This is a genomic window from Acidithiobacillus sp. HP-11, from assembly GCF_015100075.1.
GTDB lineage: Bacteria > Pseudomonadota > Gammaproteobacteria > Acidithiobacillales > Acidithiobacillaceae > Acidithiobacillus > Acidithiobacillus thiooxidans.
Window position 1 is genome coordinate 13,830 of the sequence record NZ_JACKYY010000015.1, and the last position, 14,380, is coordinate 28,209.

17 protein-coding genes are annotated in these 14,380 nt (G+C 58.5%); 2 read left to right on the plus strand and 15 right to left on the minus strand.

All coding sequences use genetic code 11. The annotated features are described in order from the left end of the window. Positions 1-548: 548 nt before the first annotated feature. The 9 genes from H7F08_RS06245 to H7F08_RS06285 all read right to left on the minus strand — a co-directional run bounded on the left by H7F08_RS06245 (position 549) and on the right by H7F08_RS06285 (position 9,152). On the minus strand, positions 549-1,178 hold the full coding sequence (locus tag H7F08_RS06245; RefSeq protein ID WP_170286682.1) for a Panacea domain-containing protein: 630 nt from the start codon (positions 1,176-1,178) through the stop codon (positions 549-551). A gap of 180 nt (positions 1,179-1,358) precedes the next feature. Further along, positions 1,359-1,742 (minus strand): hypothetical protein, encoded by a 384-nt coding sequence (locus H7F08_RS06250; RefSeq protein ID WP_227487821.1) that lies wholly within the window; start codon positions 1,740-1,742, stop codon positions 1,359-1,361. A gap of 85 nt (positions 1,743-1,827) precedes the next feature. Beyond that, positions 1,828-3,564: a P-type conjugative transfer protein TrbL gene (trbL, locus tag H7F08_RS06255; protein WP_227487827.1), complete on the minus strand. Its 1,737-nt coding sequence runs from the start codon at positions 3,562-3,564 to the stop codon at positions 1,828-1,830. Between the two features lie 49 nt (positions 3,565-3,613). Next, entirely contained in the window at positions 3,614-3,868 is a 255-nt protein-coding gene (locus H7F08_RS06260; RefSeq protein ID WP_193640122.1) for an EexN family lipoprotein, read from the minus strand. Between the two features lie 11 nt (positions 3,869-3,879). Further along, complete coding sequence (gene trbJ / locus H7F08_RS06265) at positions 3,880-4,620, minus strand: P-type conjugative transfer protein TrbJ (protein WP_054608922.1); 741 nt, start codon at positions 4,618-4,620, stop codon at positions 3,880-3,882. Between the two features lie 82 nt (positions 4,621-4,702). Then, positions 4,703-5,848: a hypothetical protein gene (locus H7F08_RS15440; RefSeq protein ID WP_227487822.1), complete on the minus strand. Its 1,146-nt coding sequence runs from the start codon at positions 5,846-5,848 to the stop codon at positions 4,703-4,705. A gap of 2 nt (positions 5,849-5,850) precedes the next feature. After that, positions 5,851-8,385: a conjugal transfer protein TrbE gene (locus H7F08_RS06275; protein WP_153940392.1), complete on the minus strand. Its 2,535-nt coding sequence runs from the start codon at positions 8,383-8,385 to the stop codon at positions 5,851-5,853. Continuing rightward, a complete protein-coding gene (locus H7F08_RS06280) occupies positions 8,385-8,762 on the minus strand; it encodes a VirB3 family type IV secretion system protein (protein ID WP_153940391.1) in 378 nt (125 codons plus the stop codon). The genes H7F08_RS06275 and H7F08_RS06280 overlap by 1 nt, the downstream gene beginning before the upstream one ends. Before the next feature lie 3 nt (positions 8,763-8,765). After that, positions 8,766-9,152 carry a TrbC/VirB2 family protein gene (locus H7F08_RS06285; RefSeq protein WP_153940390.1) on the minus strand — a complete coding sequence of 129 codons (387 nt, stop codon included), beginning with the start codon at positions 9,150-9,152 and terminating at the stop codon, positions 8,766-8,768. A gap of 281 nt (positions 9,153-9,433) precedes the next feature. Between H7F08_RS06285 and H7F08_RS06290 the strand changes: the two genes are divergently transcribed. Continuing rightward, a complete protein-coding gene (locus H7F08_RS06290) occupies positions 9,434-9,631 on the plus strand; it encodes a type II toxin-antitoxin system HicA family toxin (protein ID WP_153940389.1) in 198 nt (65 codons plus the stop codon). Further along, positions 9,628-10,035 carry a type II toxin-antitoxin system HicB family antitoxin gene (locus H7F08_RS06295; protein WP_193640123.1) on the plus strand — a complete coding sequence of 136 codons (408 nt, stop codon included), beginning with the start codon at positions 9,628-9,630 and terminating at the stop codon, positions 10,033-10,035. Before H7F08_RS06290 ends, H7F08_RS06295 begins: the two co-directional genes overlap by 4 nt. 42 nt (positions 10,036-10,077) lie before the next feature. On the opposite strand, the gene trbB is transcribed toward H7F08_RS06295, so the two are convergent. From trbB to H7F08_RS06325, 6 genes are all read right to left on the minus strand, one after another. Next, positions 10,078-11,046 (minus strand): P-type conjugative transfer ATPase TrbB, encoded by a 969-nt coding sequence (gene trbB / locus H7F08_RS06300; RefSeq protein WP_153940387.1) that lies wholly within the window; start codon positions 11,044-11,046, stop codon positions 10,078-10,080. Next, positions 11,043-11,495, minus strand: coding sequence for a hypothetical protein (locus tag H7F08_RS06305; RefSeq protein WP_153940386.1), 453 nt, complete (start codon positions 11,493-11,495; stop codon positions 11,043-11,045). Before H7F08_RS06305 ends, trbB begins: the two co-directional genes overlap by 4 nt. 151 nt (positions 11,496-11,646) lie before the next feature. Further along, a complete protein-coding gene (locus H7F08_RS06310) occupies positions 11,647-11,961 on the minus strand; it encodes a hypothetical protein (protein WP_153940385.1) in 315 nt (104 codons plus the stop codon). A gap of 99 nt (positions 11,962-12,060) precedes the next feature. Then, a complete protein-coding gene (locus tag H7F08_RS06315; RefSeq protein WP_012536655.1) occupies positions 12,061-12,360 on the minus strand; it encodes an addiction module antidote protein in 300 nt (99 codons plus the stop codon). Positions 12,361-12,363: 3 nt separating this feature from the next. After that, entirely contained in the window at positions 12,364-12,660 is a 297-nt protein-coding gene (locus tag H7F08_RS06320; protein WP_153940384.1) for a type II toxin-antitoxin system RelE/ParE family toxin, read from the minus strand. A 279-nt stretch (positions 12,661-12,939) separates the two neighbouring features. Next, the gene (locus tag H7F08_RS06325) at positions 12,940-14,196 is read right to left on the minus strand and encodes a DUF3363 domain-containing protein (protein WP_319803965.1); all 1,257 of its coding nucleotides are present in this window, start codon (positions 14,194-14,196) and stop codon (positions 12,940-12,942) included. Positions 14,197-14,380: the final 184 nt, after the last annotated feature.

The following is a 14,380-nucleotide window of genomic DNA, read 5'->3' on the forward strand; positions in this document are numbered from 1 at the left end:
GGAAAGGGGAATATTCCATTCTCAAGTCGTGAAATTTTTGTTATTCGAAGTGCCCTACAGGGGCTTAACCAGAGTTGCTACGGAGCGCTTTCTTGTGCGTCTCATAATAATACGCCGTATAGACTGGCTGCTGACTCCCGCAACCACAATTTCAGCGTGAATCTCCAAAAAAATCTTTATTTATGAATCGGCGCACTTGCTTTGATCTTGGAAGGATGTCGATCATTTTTTGTAACGTCGGCGGGTCAATCCTGACAGGGTGGAGTCTAAAGAGTGTGGTTTCTACATTCTGGCACAGGTCCACTATATTTCTTATTTGCGCATGCGCAAAATCAGCATAGCTGTCATGTGTGACGAATGGGTGGCACCCAACAGGCACTCGGCACTCATGAGAACAGCCAGTGATAGCAGTACAAATTGGAACCAAAAGGAACTGATCCTGATCACCGTAGGCTGGTAACTTTTTGGGACCAAACACAATCACAAATAAATGATCGCCAGATGGCCCGCTTGGAATAAATAGAGCGACGCCAGGAGAAAGAACCATATTAATATAATACGTTATTTTTTGTTTTTTCTTGGATAAATGCCATTTTCTCCAAGTTCTCGCAAATATCCTGTATGGCTACAGGCGTGTAATTCATACTCCTCAGCATGGTCTCCATAGAAATAGGGCGACTGGAATTGCCCGGATCTTCCCATTCCGGGCAGTTTTCCGGGTTATGGGTGTATTCCCTTATATCGTGAGCCGAATAACGACAGAATTGATTCCATAGATTTTCAAGAATGTCCAAATCCGCTTCGCTCAATTCAAGCAAGTCATCAGCATGTTGTATCGGTGCATCGCTGCGTAGATAGAGATAATGCCCGTTTCGTTCTGAAATGAGTTCATCCCAGTGTTCACCACCCTGCCTTTCATCGGGTGCTGAGTTGATGAGGTTCAACGTATTGGATAGAACGGGTCCATGTTGCATCGAAAACAACGCATCCCCAATCATGGGAGAAGCATACTGCTTGTAAGATTCCCGTTCGGCGAGATACATGAGTTTCATGAGCTTCAGAACGGAAACGTTTGCGTCTCTCTCTCGCGCCTTAATAAGAAAGAACGCTGCCACTTGGGCAGCTTTCCGGGCATCGAAAGGAAAGGCCGAAGGTGCTGATATCATGTATCGTTCCATAGGTAATCTCCTGCGTGCTCCTTGTAGCATAAACGTTTGACATGACGCAAGCACGTTCGACCACATGGTCTCTGACCCTTCCTGCACACATCCGAGCCAATCAGGTCCAGAGGGCCGCTACAGGATGAGTGTCCGCAAATGTATCCCGGTACGTCAGGAACAGGGTCGGGTGCAATCATGTCACGCCGCAGCCAATGTCTGCGTCAGATCCCGGACCAGCCAGGTCCAATGGACCGCTGCCGGGTGCCGGATGACATGCGCCTGCCAGTGGGCCAGGAACACCTGAGGCTCCGCGTGGATTTTCAGTACGAGTTCCACCGCCACCCACCCGAATATCAGCAGCAGAGGAGCCACAAAAATCAGGAACAGGAAATGCTTGCCGTAGCCGTAGCGGAAGGGCAGGAACAGGACGAAGGCGAGGGCCTTGATGGGGAGGCTGAAGATATACGCCCAAAGCTCGCCGTCCCCAGGCCGGGCGTGAAGCTCCGCCACCTCGCGTTCTATCTGCTCAAGGTAATGGTCCCGCTCGCCATTAGGTTTATAACGAAAAATCGTTGCGGTCATTTCAGATATCCTGGCCCGTGGCTCTGCCAATCCCGTTGTTAGTGGTATACCGTCACGGATATCCCGCCATGTCAAGAGCAGGCCATCAATCAAAATCTCTTGGGTGACTGGTATCTATGGCGTTCTTCTGGACTTGATTTGATTTTGTTGTAGCTATTTCCTCCACATGTTTTTGAAATCTATCGGCAAAGTCCTCCTTCACCTTATCCACCACCCCCTTCGGCTGCCCCTGCATCTGCTTCATCTGCTCGACCACATCGTCCATCGTGGCACCGCCACTTGCGGGCGCGCTCGGAGCCGGAGCCGCCGTGCTTCCCTGACCGCCACCGCCGGAAGGCGCACTGACGGGCTTAGGAGTCGGAACCGCATTGACCGGAGCGGGCGGCGCATCGGGATGGGGTTCACCCCCTGCAAAGGGTTCGCTTGCGCTCATTTCCTGATCGTTCTGCTTATCCTGGCCCGCTTCCTTTCCAGCTTCCTGGATCGGTGCCTCGACACCCTTGGATGGGTTTTGCTGGCCAGTGGATTGCGTGCTGGTCGCTGGAGCCTGCACAGCCCTGGATGCCTGTGGAGCCTCATCACCCGTCGAACCGCCAGCGCTGGGGGCAGGGACAGCGTTCCCCTCGCCCGCGCCGGAACTCGCACCACCACCTGCGGACATCGCTCCAGCTTCCGGGGCCGCCACACCAGCCGCCGCGCTGGTCTCTCCCGCACCCGCGGCTCCGGCAAGGCCGCCGCCTGCAAGGCTGCCAGCGCCTCCGGCTGCACCGCCTCCAGCGCCCGCCGCTGCGGAGAGTCCACCAGCGGTGAGACCGCCAGCCGCACCAACGCCTAGGGCCGCCACTCCCGCTCCAGCCGCTACCGTACCACCGGCGATCATCCCGCCCTCTTTCGCAAGCTCCCCGCCAGAGAAGCTGGACTGGCCGGAAAGCAGGCTGCTGGCAATACTCGAAGCCTTTCGGGGAAGCAGCGCGATCACCGCGCCCAGAATGAGCACCTCGAACCCCGCCTGGAGCGGATTGGTGACGTTCTCCAGGATCGTCTTGATCAGCGGCACGATGCTGTAGGTCACCAGATACGCCAGCGCGGTCAGGACAAAAAGACGGACACCCACGTTGATGGCGTAATCGAAGTAACTGCCGACATACTTTGCCGTCCAGCGCAGCCCGCCGCCGGCCAGCATGATCACGCCCAGGGCGATCACCAGGTAGCTCTCGATCTGGACCATCAGGAACTCCAGGGCCATGACCAGAATACCCATCCCCGCCAGCAGACCAATGATCCCCGCCAGGAGGGTCTCTACCAGGAGCGATGCCGGATTGCTGCTGGCGACCGTTTTGGCCGCAGAAGAGAAAGCCGCAGAGAAGTTACCACTGAAAATGTCGCTGAAGGTATTGCTCGCGTTGTGGGTGGCGGCAGCTATTGGAGACAGCACGATCCCGAGAAATGCCTGAAGAGCCTCCGTCGCGATCTGCCCGGGCGTCACAGCCGTCACTCCAAGCGCGTGCGCTCCACCGGCCAGACCATTGATGATGTCGGGAATCCAGGTCCCGGAGTTGTCCAGCAGGGTCAGAAAAAACCCCAGCGTCACCACCTTCTTGATGATACCGGCAAAGAGATCTTCGTGCCCACGCTTTTGCAGAACATGGTTCAAAAAGAGGACGGAGAACTCGACCGCCGCCAGGACGTAGAACAGATCCGTGGCCGCCGTTTGCATGACACTTTGCCAGGGAAGAATTTTGCCTCGCAAAAGGCTTTGTACCTGGCCCAACGATCCCGAACCCGCTGCGAATGAAATGGCGGGGACGGCACCCAGAAGCATGCCCACGACCCACGGAAACCTGCGTAGTCCACGCATAAGCCCAACCTCTTTATGGCAGCAATGCAGGGTTGTTCGTGCCGCCAGAGAAGAGTCCAGCCGCCGCCTCTTCATCCGACCGTACCTCGTGCGCCGTCCGGCAGTTCTTTTCCTCGCTGCCTGACAGCTTCTCAGCCTTGGCGCAGAAGGCAATTTCCTTTTTGAGTGCTGCCTTGTGCGTCCGATAATAATGCGCGGTGTATACTGGCTGGTGTGCGCAACCGGCCAACATGGCGCCTAGTACTGCGAGCAATAGGGCTTTTTTCATCATCATCTCCTTCAAGGCAAAAGACTTGGGTTGTTCGTGCCACCGGAAAAGAGCCCGTCTGACGCTTCTTGCGCAGTCACGTTCTTTTCCGCCTTCTTCTGCCGCTGATACGCCAGTACCGCATCCTGTCCAGCCATGGTGATCTGCTCCAGTTGCTGGATCGACTTGGTGGTGACGTTGGCCGCAGCCACGGCGGCAGCGGCCACCTGCTCCCGGCCCTGAGCGGTTTGTGCTTCATTCTGAATCGTCTGCATGGACGAGTCCTGAGTGGCGAAGTTTGCCGCCGCCAAGTGCTGGGACTGCAAGGCGTCTTCCATGTCGGTGTTGGTCGTCTGGTTCCAGTTGGCATAGACGGAGGACAGGTTCTGGATGGAGCTGCCCGCTCCCTGATACTCCTGGGCCAGCTGTGCCCCGATATTCTGCCCGGCATAACCCAGGGCCTGCGCCTGGCTGTAAATGGACGTGAGCTTCTGAATGGATCCCACCAGCGGATTCCAGATCCGCGCGAACATGGACGCAGGCATGTCCAGGGTGTTGGTCACCATGTTCTGATAGCGCTCGATATCGTTGGCGTACATGCTGATCTGTGTCGTCACTTCCTGCGCCTGCTTCGCCAACTGCTCAACAGACGTTGCTTCCTGTACAATCTGTTCTGGGAAAGTGGCCCCGGCTATTTCACTGACGGCAAAGGCTGACGTTGGTAATAGAGCGAGGATCGCGCCCAAAATAAATGCATTGCTTTTGGTGCTCATCGAAAACCTCCCAGCGCCGGTCACGGCGCTATCATCTGGACTCCATGGGTATAGATCAGGGCTGGGTGGAGATGCCTGTCGCTTACTGCGATAGCGATTGCGTCAGCGTATTGGCCTGGGCCGCGAAATTCGCCACGTCGCCGTTTATGGGCACCATGTAGTTGCTGACCTGATTCATGTCGTACCCCAACGCCTTCACCAATTGCGTCCGCTCTGTGTACTGCCCACCCATCAAAGGCCCAGCCGCCGCGAGGCTGCCGCCAGCATGGCCGCCCCCAGCAAGGCTCCACACGGACCCGCCCTCCAGGCTGGCAAGCAAAGGCGCCAGAGCCGGTTCATCCGTCACCGCCTGCTGGGCAGAAGTCAGAATGGTGGACGCCGAAATCTCGGGAATGCTGGCCGATCCTGTCGGGCAACGATCTTCCAGTCGCGGGAATAGATCATTGGAATACCGCAGGTACCAGCCAATCGGTGCCCCATCATCGGGTCCCGGAATCCACTGCACCGCCGAGAGATTCGGGTAACTACCAATGCCCGGGTGCGAGTTGCCCGCCAGAGGAAGCGGTTGGAACGTACTGTTTGGCCCAAAGGCGGCCGCAATCTGCTGCCCCACCCCGTTCAGCAGACGGTCCAGGGCATCGGCCGCCGATTCCACCCGTTTCGATTCCGCCTGCACGGTGGCCAGGCTCGGCGCGGACGAGGTCTTCAACACCTGGCGGGCCTGGGCGTTCATCAGGTCGGCGACATCCTGCACAATCTGCGTGTCGATCGCCTGCATGGCATAGGCTTCCGCCTCCGCATCTCCCGCGAGATTCAATCCGCCCGTGATCAGTTGCCGGATCTGGTCGTCCCATCGCACGTTATGGCATTGCTCAATGCCGAATGGGGTCTGAACACGCGGACCGATGCCCGAGAGTCTGGCGTAAGACGCAACCTGCGCATAATTGGCGGCCTGTTGCTGCACGTTCCCCCAATCACTCGCAAGCCGCTGGATCTGTGCATTGTCCGCCTGGACGGCCTGCAATTCGGAGGATACGGTTCCAACCCCCTGCCCCACTTGGGGAATGGCCTGCAATGACGCCTGTGGGTTCACCGAAAGGTTTCCTGCGATTATCGCGGCGTTCTCCGCCTGTAGCTGCGCTATCGTCGCGGAATCGCCGCCCAGCGCACAAACTGGCAAGACCGCGAACAGGGACCCAAGAACCGCCACTTCGATCTGCTTTTTCATGCTCACTCTCCTTGGTAAAGGGACTCCGCATAGCTCACCCAACCATCCCGGATGCTGGGTGACAGACACTCTTTCAGCCACGCTATCGGCCAGCGATCGCCGTGCTGTGTCTTGAGCTCCGCTACCCGCTTGACCTCACGCGGATCGGAGACACCGCAAAAAGCCAGGGTGACCGGACCCATGCCAAACTGAATCCGGCGCTGACCCTCGGGTGTGGACAGGTAGTAGTCCTGCTTCGGCGTGGACATCGCCAACAGATCGATTTGCCGATCATTCAGCCCCATGTCGATATACAGGGGTCTGAGGTCCTGACTGGAGGCTGCCCGATTGGGCAAGAAGATTTTCGTCGGGCAGGATTCCTTCAGGACCGGGAGCAACGGGCTGTTCTTGAGGTCATTCAGGGACTGTGTGGCAAAAACGACGGCGGCATTTTTCTTCCGCAGTTCCTTCAGCCATTGCCGCAACTTCGCCAGAAACATCTCGTTGTCCAGGAAGGTCCAGGCTTCGTCGAGCAAAATGAGGGTTGGCCGCCCATCCAGCATCTGCTCGATCCGGTGGAACAGATACAGCAGTACCGGAACCGTTACCCGGCGCTCCGCCGGACTGCCATTCATCAGGTGGCTCATCTCGAAAGTGATCATGCTGGCATCGGCCATCGACAGTCCGTCGCTCTCGGCATCAAGCAGCTTCCCCGTTTGCCCGGTCAGGGTGTAATACTGCAAGGCATCCTTGATTCCCCGGTTCTGGATCATCTGGACCAGCGCCGTGAGCGATCGTCCGGATTCCCGGGCCAGGCCATGCACGGCGTCACGAATGGCCGAACGCTCCGTAGAGGTGATCGTCATGCCCTGCAAGGTGGCCAACGCCTCCACCCAATCGGCAGCAAAAGCCGCCTCTGCCGGATCATCGACGTGCTGCAGGGGTGCGAAGCACAGATTGGACGTCGGGCCGTTCAGGTCATAATGCTGCCCCCGCATCGCCTCGGTGAGGGCGTAGAGACTCATACCCTTGTCGAAGCCGATCGCCCGGCTGTCTGGATAGCGTTGCCATTGCGCCGCCAACAGGGCCAGGAGCGTACTCTTTCCGCCCCCGGTCATGCCGGCAACCAGACTGTGCCCCAGATCGCCCACATGGAGATTCAGTCGGAACGGCGTATTTCCCGTGGTCGCCGCGTACAGCAGGGGCGGGGCCTTGCCGCCTGCGAGGGCCCTTCGGCCATCCGGCAGTTTCATCAGTGGGCTCGGGCAACGCGCTTCACCGGCCCAGATCTCCGTCTTGGGCGCGAAATCCGCAAAATTCAGCGAGTGCATCAGGGGCCGGCGGATGTTCTCATAGAGATGACCGGGGATGCTCCCCAAAAAAGCCTCCACCGTGTTGGTCGTTTCCAGGTGGGCGACATAGCCCGCATTGTCAAAGAAGGTCTTGATCGCCTTTATCCGATCAGCGAGCACTTTTTCATTGGCGGAACGCAGCACGACGGATAGCGTGAAGTTGCCAAACTTCACAGCGCCCTCCCGCGCCTCATTGACGGCCTGCTTGGCGTCATAGGCGAGGTTTACCACCGTATCGTCGGCGGACAACTGTCCCTGGGCTTCGCCCGTCATCTTCTCCGTAAGCAGGGACTTCATGTTGGCCCGGGAGCCAAACCAGCGATCCCGGATCTTCGCCATATCCGCCACCGCATCAGACTGATCGAGGGGCAGGAAGCGGAGCGTGTAGCGTAGGGGAAAGGGCAGGCTATGCAGGTTCTCCAACATCTCGGGGAAGGTCATGCCTGGATAGCCCAGAACCGTTACGACGCGGATCTCTTCCCCGTCGATGGACGGCTCCAACCCGCCAACAAAATCATGGTGCCCAATAAGGGCATCCAGATACGCTGGAATGCGGGGCGCATTGACGCGATGCGTGGCCCCGGTCAGGCACTCATGAACATGGGTAAGCAGGGCATCGGCATCCATGGCCTTCACCCGGTATCCGTGCCTGAAAATACCCAGGATGACTTCGATCATCTGCCGGTAGCGGGCCAGCGTGTCCCGGAATGCCGCATCGGCCAGTTGCTCGGGTTGTTTACCGGCTTTCTTTTGGATCATGGACTGTGCCAACTGTACTTCAGCATCGATGGGCGTTCGCCAGGTGATGGTGATGGCATAGCGGCTCACATAGTGATTGGTTTCCGATCCAAACTGCGCCCGTCTCTCGGCCTCGATGAGGCGCGACACCGGGTCGCGAAAGGCGCACTCCGATTCGTCGATATAGCCGTCGGCCGGCTCGCGAATCGCCGTGACATGCACGCCCCAATCCGTGCCCAGTCGAGCGATGGCATTGTTCCAGGTGGCCGAGAGCGCCTCCAGATCCTGCGTGGACTGGCTTTCGAGATCAGGTCCGTCATAGCGGAACCCCGCCAGAAAGCTCCCGTCTTTTTGCAGCGCGATGGCCATTTCCCCGGCATCCGTCTGCCAGCCATCCACCAGAAAAGCGATGTTCAAAAGATCGGGAAGGCCCAGGGCCTTATCGCGGTACTGTTTCAGGGAGCGCATTATTTCTTCTTCCTCATGAGTTTCGATAAGGCCCTGAGCACGCCACCAGACGCGGCACTTTGCGTTTGTTCTTTGGGGGCCTTGTATTTGACCGGCGCATAAGCGCTGGCCCCGCCCAGGTAGACGGATTGCTGGCTCCAGTGGCGACGCACAACGCCAAAGGATTGCGGGTCGTGTTTTGCCAGGAAACGCAGAAACGACTGCCCCACTCCGCCGACGATGAGACCCACCGGGATGAACCAGAGAGAGACCAGAATCGGTATAGAGAGACAGACGAACCAAAGGGCAAATGTGGCCTCCCGCTCACCCCCAGCGACGAGCATGGGCCTGGTCAGGGAGGGGTGGAGCGGGAGACGGCGGGTAAGCTCCGCCGCCATGGCCTAGAGCCCCACGACGTGCAGGGCATGCGATGCGGCGAGGCCCATAATGCCCACATGCCCCATCGTGGCACCGCCGGTGATGCTGGTGGCGAGCGATTTCGCATTGGCCATGGCAATGCCGCCGACCGTTGCACCCAGGCCAATCATCATGGCCTTCTTGTGCTCGCCGCCATGCCACCAGGCAAGGCCCGTAGACACCACGCCGCCAGCGGCGACCAGCCCGCCCATGTCCTGCATACCGGTCAGGACCGTATTCAGCGGCCCCGCAATGGGAGAAAACACACCGCCGGACGTGGACGCGAACGCCATGCCGGGGGCCAGGACCATCAGGCCCGCCGCGCTGACCTTGCGAACTCCAGAAAATATTGCCTTCAACCGCTTTTTCATGTGAACACCCTTTCGTGGACGGACACTCATTTGTCCTTGCGCGGGTATAGATCGGCGGGTTTTGGTATACCCTGCATTACACCGGAAGTTCGCGCAGTCGCTCGCTATTGCCAGGCTGGCCATCCAAGGTCTGCCGGGACTCCAGAAGCGCACGGGCGCAGACGACAATAAGTTGCACGCACATCCATGAATACACCCCTTGCACAAAACGAGGGAAATGGAGGGTTGCCCGTTAGTCTCCCGACAGTGACTTGCGGAAATCTGTGTGTATAATACACACCATGACGAGCTCAGAACTGATCAAATGCCTGGAGTCGGCGGGATGGTTGCATCGAAGCACAAAAGGTTCGCATCACGTCTATGTGCATCCCGATCACCCAGGGCATCTTTCGATACCGCATCCGCGTAAAGACCTGGGCACAGGATTGCTCCACAAACTTTTGAAGCAGGCCGGACTTAAGGAGGGCAACTGCAAATGAGATACCCAATCGCTATTGAATCTGGGGATGAGACCCATGCCTTTGGGGTAGTGGTTCCTGACTTGCCAGGCTGTTTCTCTGCCGGGGACACCCTAGACGAAGCCATCCAAATGGCCAAGGAAGCCATCGAACTGTGGCTGGAGGTGCAGATTGATGAGGGCGGAGATATTCCAGAACCTAAATCCATCACGGAGCATCAGGCCAATCCGGAGTTTGCTCACTGGATATGGGCGCTGGTGGATGTGGACCCAGCGATCCTCTCCGACAAGGCGGAGCGAGTCAATATTACCTTGCCTGCACGAGTGCTGCGACGTGTGGATGAGGCGGCCAAAAGCCGTCACGAGAGCCGTTCTGGTTTTCTGGCTCGCGCGGCCCTAGCGACGTTGCGCCGCGAGGCCTCTTAACTACCTCTGATTGGCGAGAAAAACGTCACTTCGTTTGAGGAATCACGAGATCAGCACGCCGTCTTTCACATCAAGAATGGCCGAAATCCTGCGGCCGGCAGGATGATTCGGGTCACGGGCAATCTGTAGAACGATGTCCACCGCCTCATGAATCAGCGTCTGCTGTGCGGGAACACCCGCTTCCTGGCAGAGTTGGTCGAGACGCAATAAGGCCGCTTCGGGGTTGTTGGCGTGCAGGGTGGCGATGCCGCCCGGGTGTCCCGTGTTCCAGGCTTTGAGCAGCGCCAAGGCCGCCTTGTCGCGGACCTCGCCCACCAGTATGCGGTCGGGCCGATAACGCAGCGTGAGCTTTAAGAGACGCGTCATGTCGATGCCCGCATCATCGTCGGTCAGGAACTGGACCACATTGGGAGCGGTGCATTGGAGCTCCCGGGTATCTTCGATAATCACGATGCGGGTACCGATATCTGACAGCCTGGAGATCCGGTCGATGATGGCGTTGGCCAGGGTGGTCTTGCCCGATCCCGTGCCACCGCTCACCAGGATATTCTTGCGGGAGAGCACGGCATCGGAAAGGGTGTCCAACTGCGCCGCAGTTATGATGCCCGCCTCAACGTACTGATCGAGGGTGTACACCGAACGGGCTGGCAGGCGGATACTGAAAGACGCACCCTCCACCATGGGCGGAATCGCGCCGGCAAAGCGGCTGCGCAGGAACTCGATGGGCATGGCCCCCTCGACGATAGGCCGATCACGACTCACCGTGGTATGCAGGTAGTCGGCCATGAGCCCTAACAGGGACTGGACACGGCTTGCATCGATCTCGCCCAGGTGGGATATACCCGACCCCAGGCGCTCGACGAAGACCCGTCCGTCGGGGTTGGCCATGATCTCGACGACACCCGTGTCATCAAAGAGGGCTGCGATCTCCAGACCAAGAATCCGCCGCATCTGCTCGATCCGGCGGGCATGGGCCTGCTGTTCCTGCTGATCGTGCGCGTTGATGTTCACTGATTTTCCTCCGCCGTTTCGATCCGCTGCTGAATCAGCTCTCCGATTTTTTTGAGGGCCTGCGGCCGGTCGCCTTCAAAGGCCATGCCGACCTGTTGGATGAATCGTTCATACCGGGCCAGCGCGGAAGCCTGGGTTGCCTCCTTCTCCGTGCCCGGTTCTGGCAGGTGAACCAGCATGAGTTTGACGAAGGTGTCGAGCATCGCAGCCAGAGTGTCGAGCTCGGCCTGTACAGCTTCGAGATCGCTTCTGGACGCCAGTATGGTTGCCGCAATCCGACGCTCAAAACCGGCCAGTTCGCTGCCATCTTCCGCCTCTGCGTCGAGCCCGCGCATGGCATACTCGGCGGTCAGTGCCGCCAAAGACATGCGCCGGGATGCGCTCGCCACCCGCACCTTGTCTGCGTAGCTGCCTGTGAGTTTGATTTTTACCGTGATGGGCAGTGCCATGAATTTACCCCTATAGCTATTATTCCATTGGGGTATAGATCGGGCGCGGAGACGATAGCTGCCCCAGGGAGCAGCAGATTCGGCGGGACGGATACTGGGCCATGCGCAAAGGGATCTGCGCTGGGATCCTATGCGAACGAAAGCCCGCCCCTCAATCAAAGGAAAATAGTTTTCTTTGCTTTTCGAGGATTCGGATATCCCGCAAAAAAACAGACATCGGGTAGGCCATGAGATCGTCTCGTTTCTGACTCCATTCGCCAAAGGCGGCAAGTACCCCTTGAAATACGACTGGCACGAAATAGAGTGAAAACGCCAAAATTACCGTCTCCAAAAAGCGAGGCGCAGTTTGCGCAGCATACAGGGAAGAGAGCACCAGAAATCCGTAGGCAAACAAAAACGATTTTCCAGCTTCAAATGCGGCGTAGTCCGGGCGGATCGAAAGGCCCAGCGAGATCAACGCCGACAACGTGGTGGTGACACTATGACTGCAAAAAACACCTGTGGCAGAGGATTGGATGCGATAAGCCGCCGACAGGATGCCGGAATGACCCCAGCAATGATCCGGTCAGACGTGCAGAGCTTCGGCGCGAATGCGCACACCCAAGGCTTTGGCTACCTTGAGAATGGTGGCAAAACTGGGATTGCCTTCTCCGGAAAGGGCTTTGTAGAGGCTTTCCCTGCCCATGCCGGCGTCATGGGCCAGCCGGGTCATGCCGCGCGCGCGGGCAACGGTACCCAGCGCCCTGGCGATGAAGGCCGCGTCATCCCCCGCCTCTTCAAAACAGGCGTCGAGATAAGCCGCGATGTCCTCTTCGGTTTTCAGGTGCTCGGCACTGTCCCATGTGTGCAATTCCAATTTTTCCATGATTCACCCCTCCAGTTGTCGTGCCAACTTCAATGCTAGGGCAATGTCGGCCGATTGCGTGGATTTGTCGCCTCCGGCCAGAAGCACGACGAGTTCCAGGCCAAACCGCTTGAAGTACACCCGATAGCCGGGACCGTAATGGATACGCATCTCGGATACGCCCTCTCCGACGGGTTCACAGTCGCCAAAATGGGCCAACTCCATGCGATCGATTCGCACCTGAACGCGCGCCCTCGCCCTGCGATCCCGCAGGCCATGGAGCCAGCGATCAAAAGTCGCCGTCGTTTTGATGCTGATCATGTGGAGGAGTGTATCCCAAATTATACACCTGTCAAGCCGCTGGGTCCGGTTGTGAGGAGTACGCCGCTCAGTTACCGTACAACCATCCCGAAGCCCGCCAGCAGGCGGTTCACCCAGGGTATCGAAATCACGGAGCCATATACTTCGGACTGGTATCGCAAAACACGATCCTCGGCGCTGCCTTGACGCCTTTTCACGCCAAGGCTGATCCAGTAGCAAGTGTATACCAACACACTGAACGCGAAGTCCCCAATTTTGTCCATTCCCGCTCCCAAATCGCTACTCGATCTCCGATCCCCGCTGCGGCTTTGCCTGTTCCCGGGCCTGTTTTTTCTGTCGTGCCCGTTCTTTCTCTTGTTGCTTGCGCTGATCCAGAAGCCGTCTGTGCCACTCCGCCGCAAAGCCGCTAGTCGGGTCCATCATTTCCTTGGGCGGATTCCGTCGTTCATGCGCCAGTTGGTCATCCAGTGCCACTTCGGGAATCTCTGTCCGTTTCCAGCCCTGGTCCGGGATCTCGATACCGTAGTCCTTGACGGTAACGCCACGGTCGAGGCCAGTGAGGGCGACGAGATGACGCAGCCCCAGTTCCTGCCGTCCACGGGCTTTCTCTATCGATCCCGTCTGGTAGACGATATGCGCCCGGTTATCGACGCCCTCGATGAGCACGAAGCTCCGGTCATATTGCTCATCCAGCCCCGTACCCAGCACACGTCCCACCAGGCGGTCGCCTGGCCGAATCCTGGTGACCTGTGGCGGACAGCGCGGCTCCGTCATCAAAGCCCGCGCCTCGGCCAGCATCTTCGTCCGGGTCTGCAATACCTGGAGTTCCTTGAGGGCCTTGTCCCAACCGGGCTCCAGTCGCCAGAGATTCGCCCCGATCTTGTCGGCCACCCCAAATTCCACGAGCTTTTCCAGGCGGGCGAGCCGGAGTCGGCGGTTTTCGCGCACTTTGTCATCCAATAAGTGGGTAGGCGATTCATCGACCAGTGAATAGCCTTGCAGGCGGCCGCCTTGCGGCGCGGGCGTCGCCTTGTCGAGAATCCCTCGATCGAGACTGGTGAAGCGCCGTTGATCCAGCTCCCGCTCCCGCGCCGCCTGGATTTCCCGTTCGCTGCGGTAGCCCAGGCTTTCCGTGAGAATCTCCTGGGCTGCGGCACGCATTCCCCGCCGAATCAGATCCGGCTCCAGTTCCAGCTTGCCCTTGCCACGAATCAGCAAGTGAACATGTGGGTGGCTGGTGTTGTGGTGGTCGATGGCCGCCCACTCATAATCCCGCCCGATCTGTCGCTGGATGCGCGCATTGAATCGGCGCGTCAGATCCCGCAACGCCTCTGGCCGGAGTGGATCTTCGGGTGCCAGAATGACCTTGAACAGGTGCGGGTCGTTCTCTTCCTGCCAGGAAGACAAACGCGACGACAAGTTGACGCTCTCGGAATCCCGGTCAAAGCCCTGGCCTTTCTCGCCGTCCTGCTGCGCGCCTTCACGACTCAGGTACTTGCCATGGGCTTGCCACTGATCCGGCCCCTTGCTCCGCACATAGGACACCTTTACCGTGCAGCGACGCCCGGCAGGCTGCAACGCCGGCCCTCGGGACGACGGGGCCTTGTAGAAATTGCTCCCGACATGAGGAAGCAGGCTCTTGATCAGGGAGCGTGCCGCTCCAGATCCGTGTTTCCCCCTTGCTCGATGCACCTTGTTGTGAACACGGGATGCGACCGGG

Excerpts from the sequence above, each read along its gene's own strand:
- H7F08_RS06245 (WP_170286682.1), bottom strand. The coding sequence starts at position 1,178 with ATGGAACGATACATGATATCAGCACCTTCGGCCTTTCCTTTCGATGCC.
- H7F08_RS06250 (WP_227487821.1), bottom strand. The coding sequence starts at position 1,742 with ATGACCGCAACGATTTTTCGTTATAAACCTAATGGCGAGCGGGACCAT.
- trbL (WP_227487827.1), bottom strand. The coding sequence starts at position 3,564 with ATGCTTCTGGGTGCCGTCCCCGCCATTTCATTCGCAGCGGGTTCGGGA.
- H7F08_RS06260 (WP_193640122.1), bottom strand. The coding sequence starts at position 3,868 with ATGAAAAAAGCCCTATTGCTCGCAGTACTAGGCGCCATGTTGGCCGGT.
- trbJ (WP_054608922.1), bottom strand. The coding sequence starts at position 4,620 with ATGAGCACCAAAAGCAATGCATTTATTTTGGGCGCGATCCTCGCTCTA.
- H7F08_RS15440 (WP_227487822.1), bottom strand. The coding sequence starts at position 5,848 with ATGAAAAAGCAGATCGAAGTGGCGGTTCTTGGGTCCCTGTTCGCGGTC.
- H7F08_RS06275 (WP_153940392.1), bottom strand. The coding sequence starts at position 8,385 with ATGCGCTCCCTGAAACAGTACCGCGATAAGGCCCTGGGCCTTCCCGAT.
- H7F08_RS06280 (WP_153940391.1), bottom strand. The coding sequence starts at position 8,762 with ATGGCGGCGGAGCTTACCCGCCGTCTCCCGCTCCACCCCTCCCTGACC.
- H7F08_RS06285 (WP_153940390.1), bottom strand. The coding sequence starts at position 9,152 with ATGAAAAAGCGGTTGAAGGCAATATTTTCTGGAGTTCGCAAGGTCAGC.
- H7F08_RS06290 (WP_153940389.1), top strand. The coding sequence starts at position 9,434 with ATGACGAGCTCAGAACTGATCAAATGCCTGGAGTCGGCGGGATGGTTG.
- H7F08_RS06295 (WP_193640123.1), top strand. The coding sequence starts at position 9,628 with ATGAGATACCCAATCGCTATTGAATCTGGGGATGAGACCCATGCCTTT.
- H7F08_RS06305 (WP_153940386.1), bottom strand. The coding sequence starts at position 11,495 with ATGGCACTGCCCATCACGGTAAAAATCAAACTCACAGGCAGCTACGCA.
- H7F08_RS06315 (WP_012536655.1), bottom strand. The coding sequence starts at position 12,360 with ATGGAAAAATTGGAATTGCACACATGGGACAGTGCCGAGCACCTGAAA.
- H7F08_RS06320 (WP_153940384.1), bottom strand. The coding sequence starts at position 12,660 with ATGATCAGCATCAAAACGACGGCGACTTTTGATCGCTGGCTCCATGGC.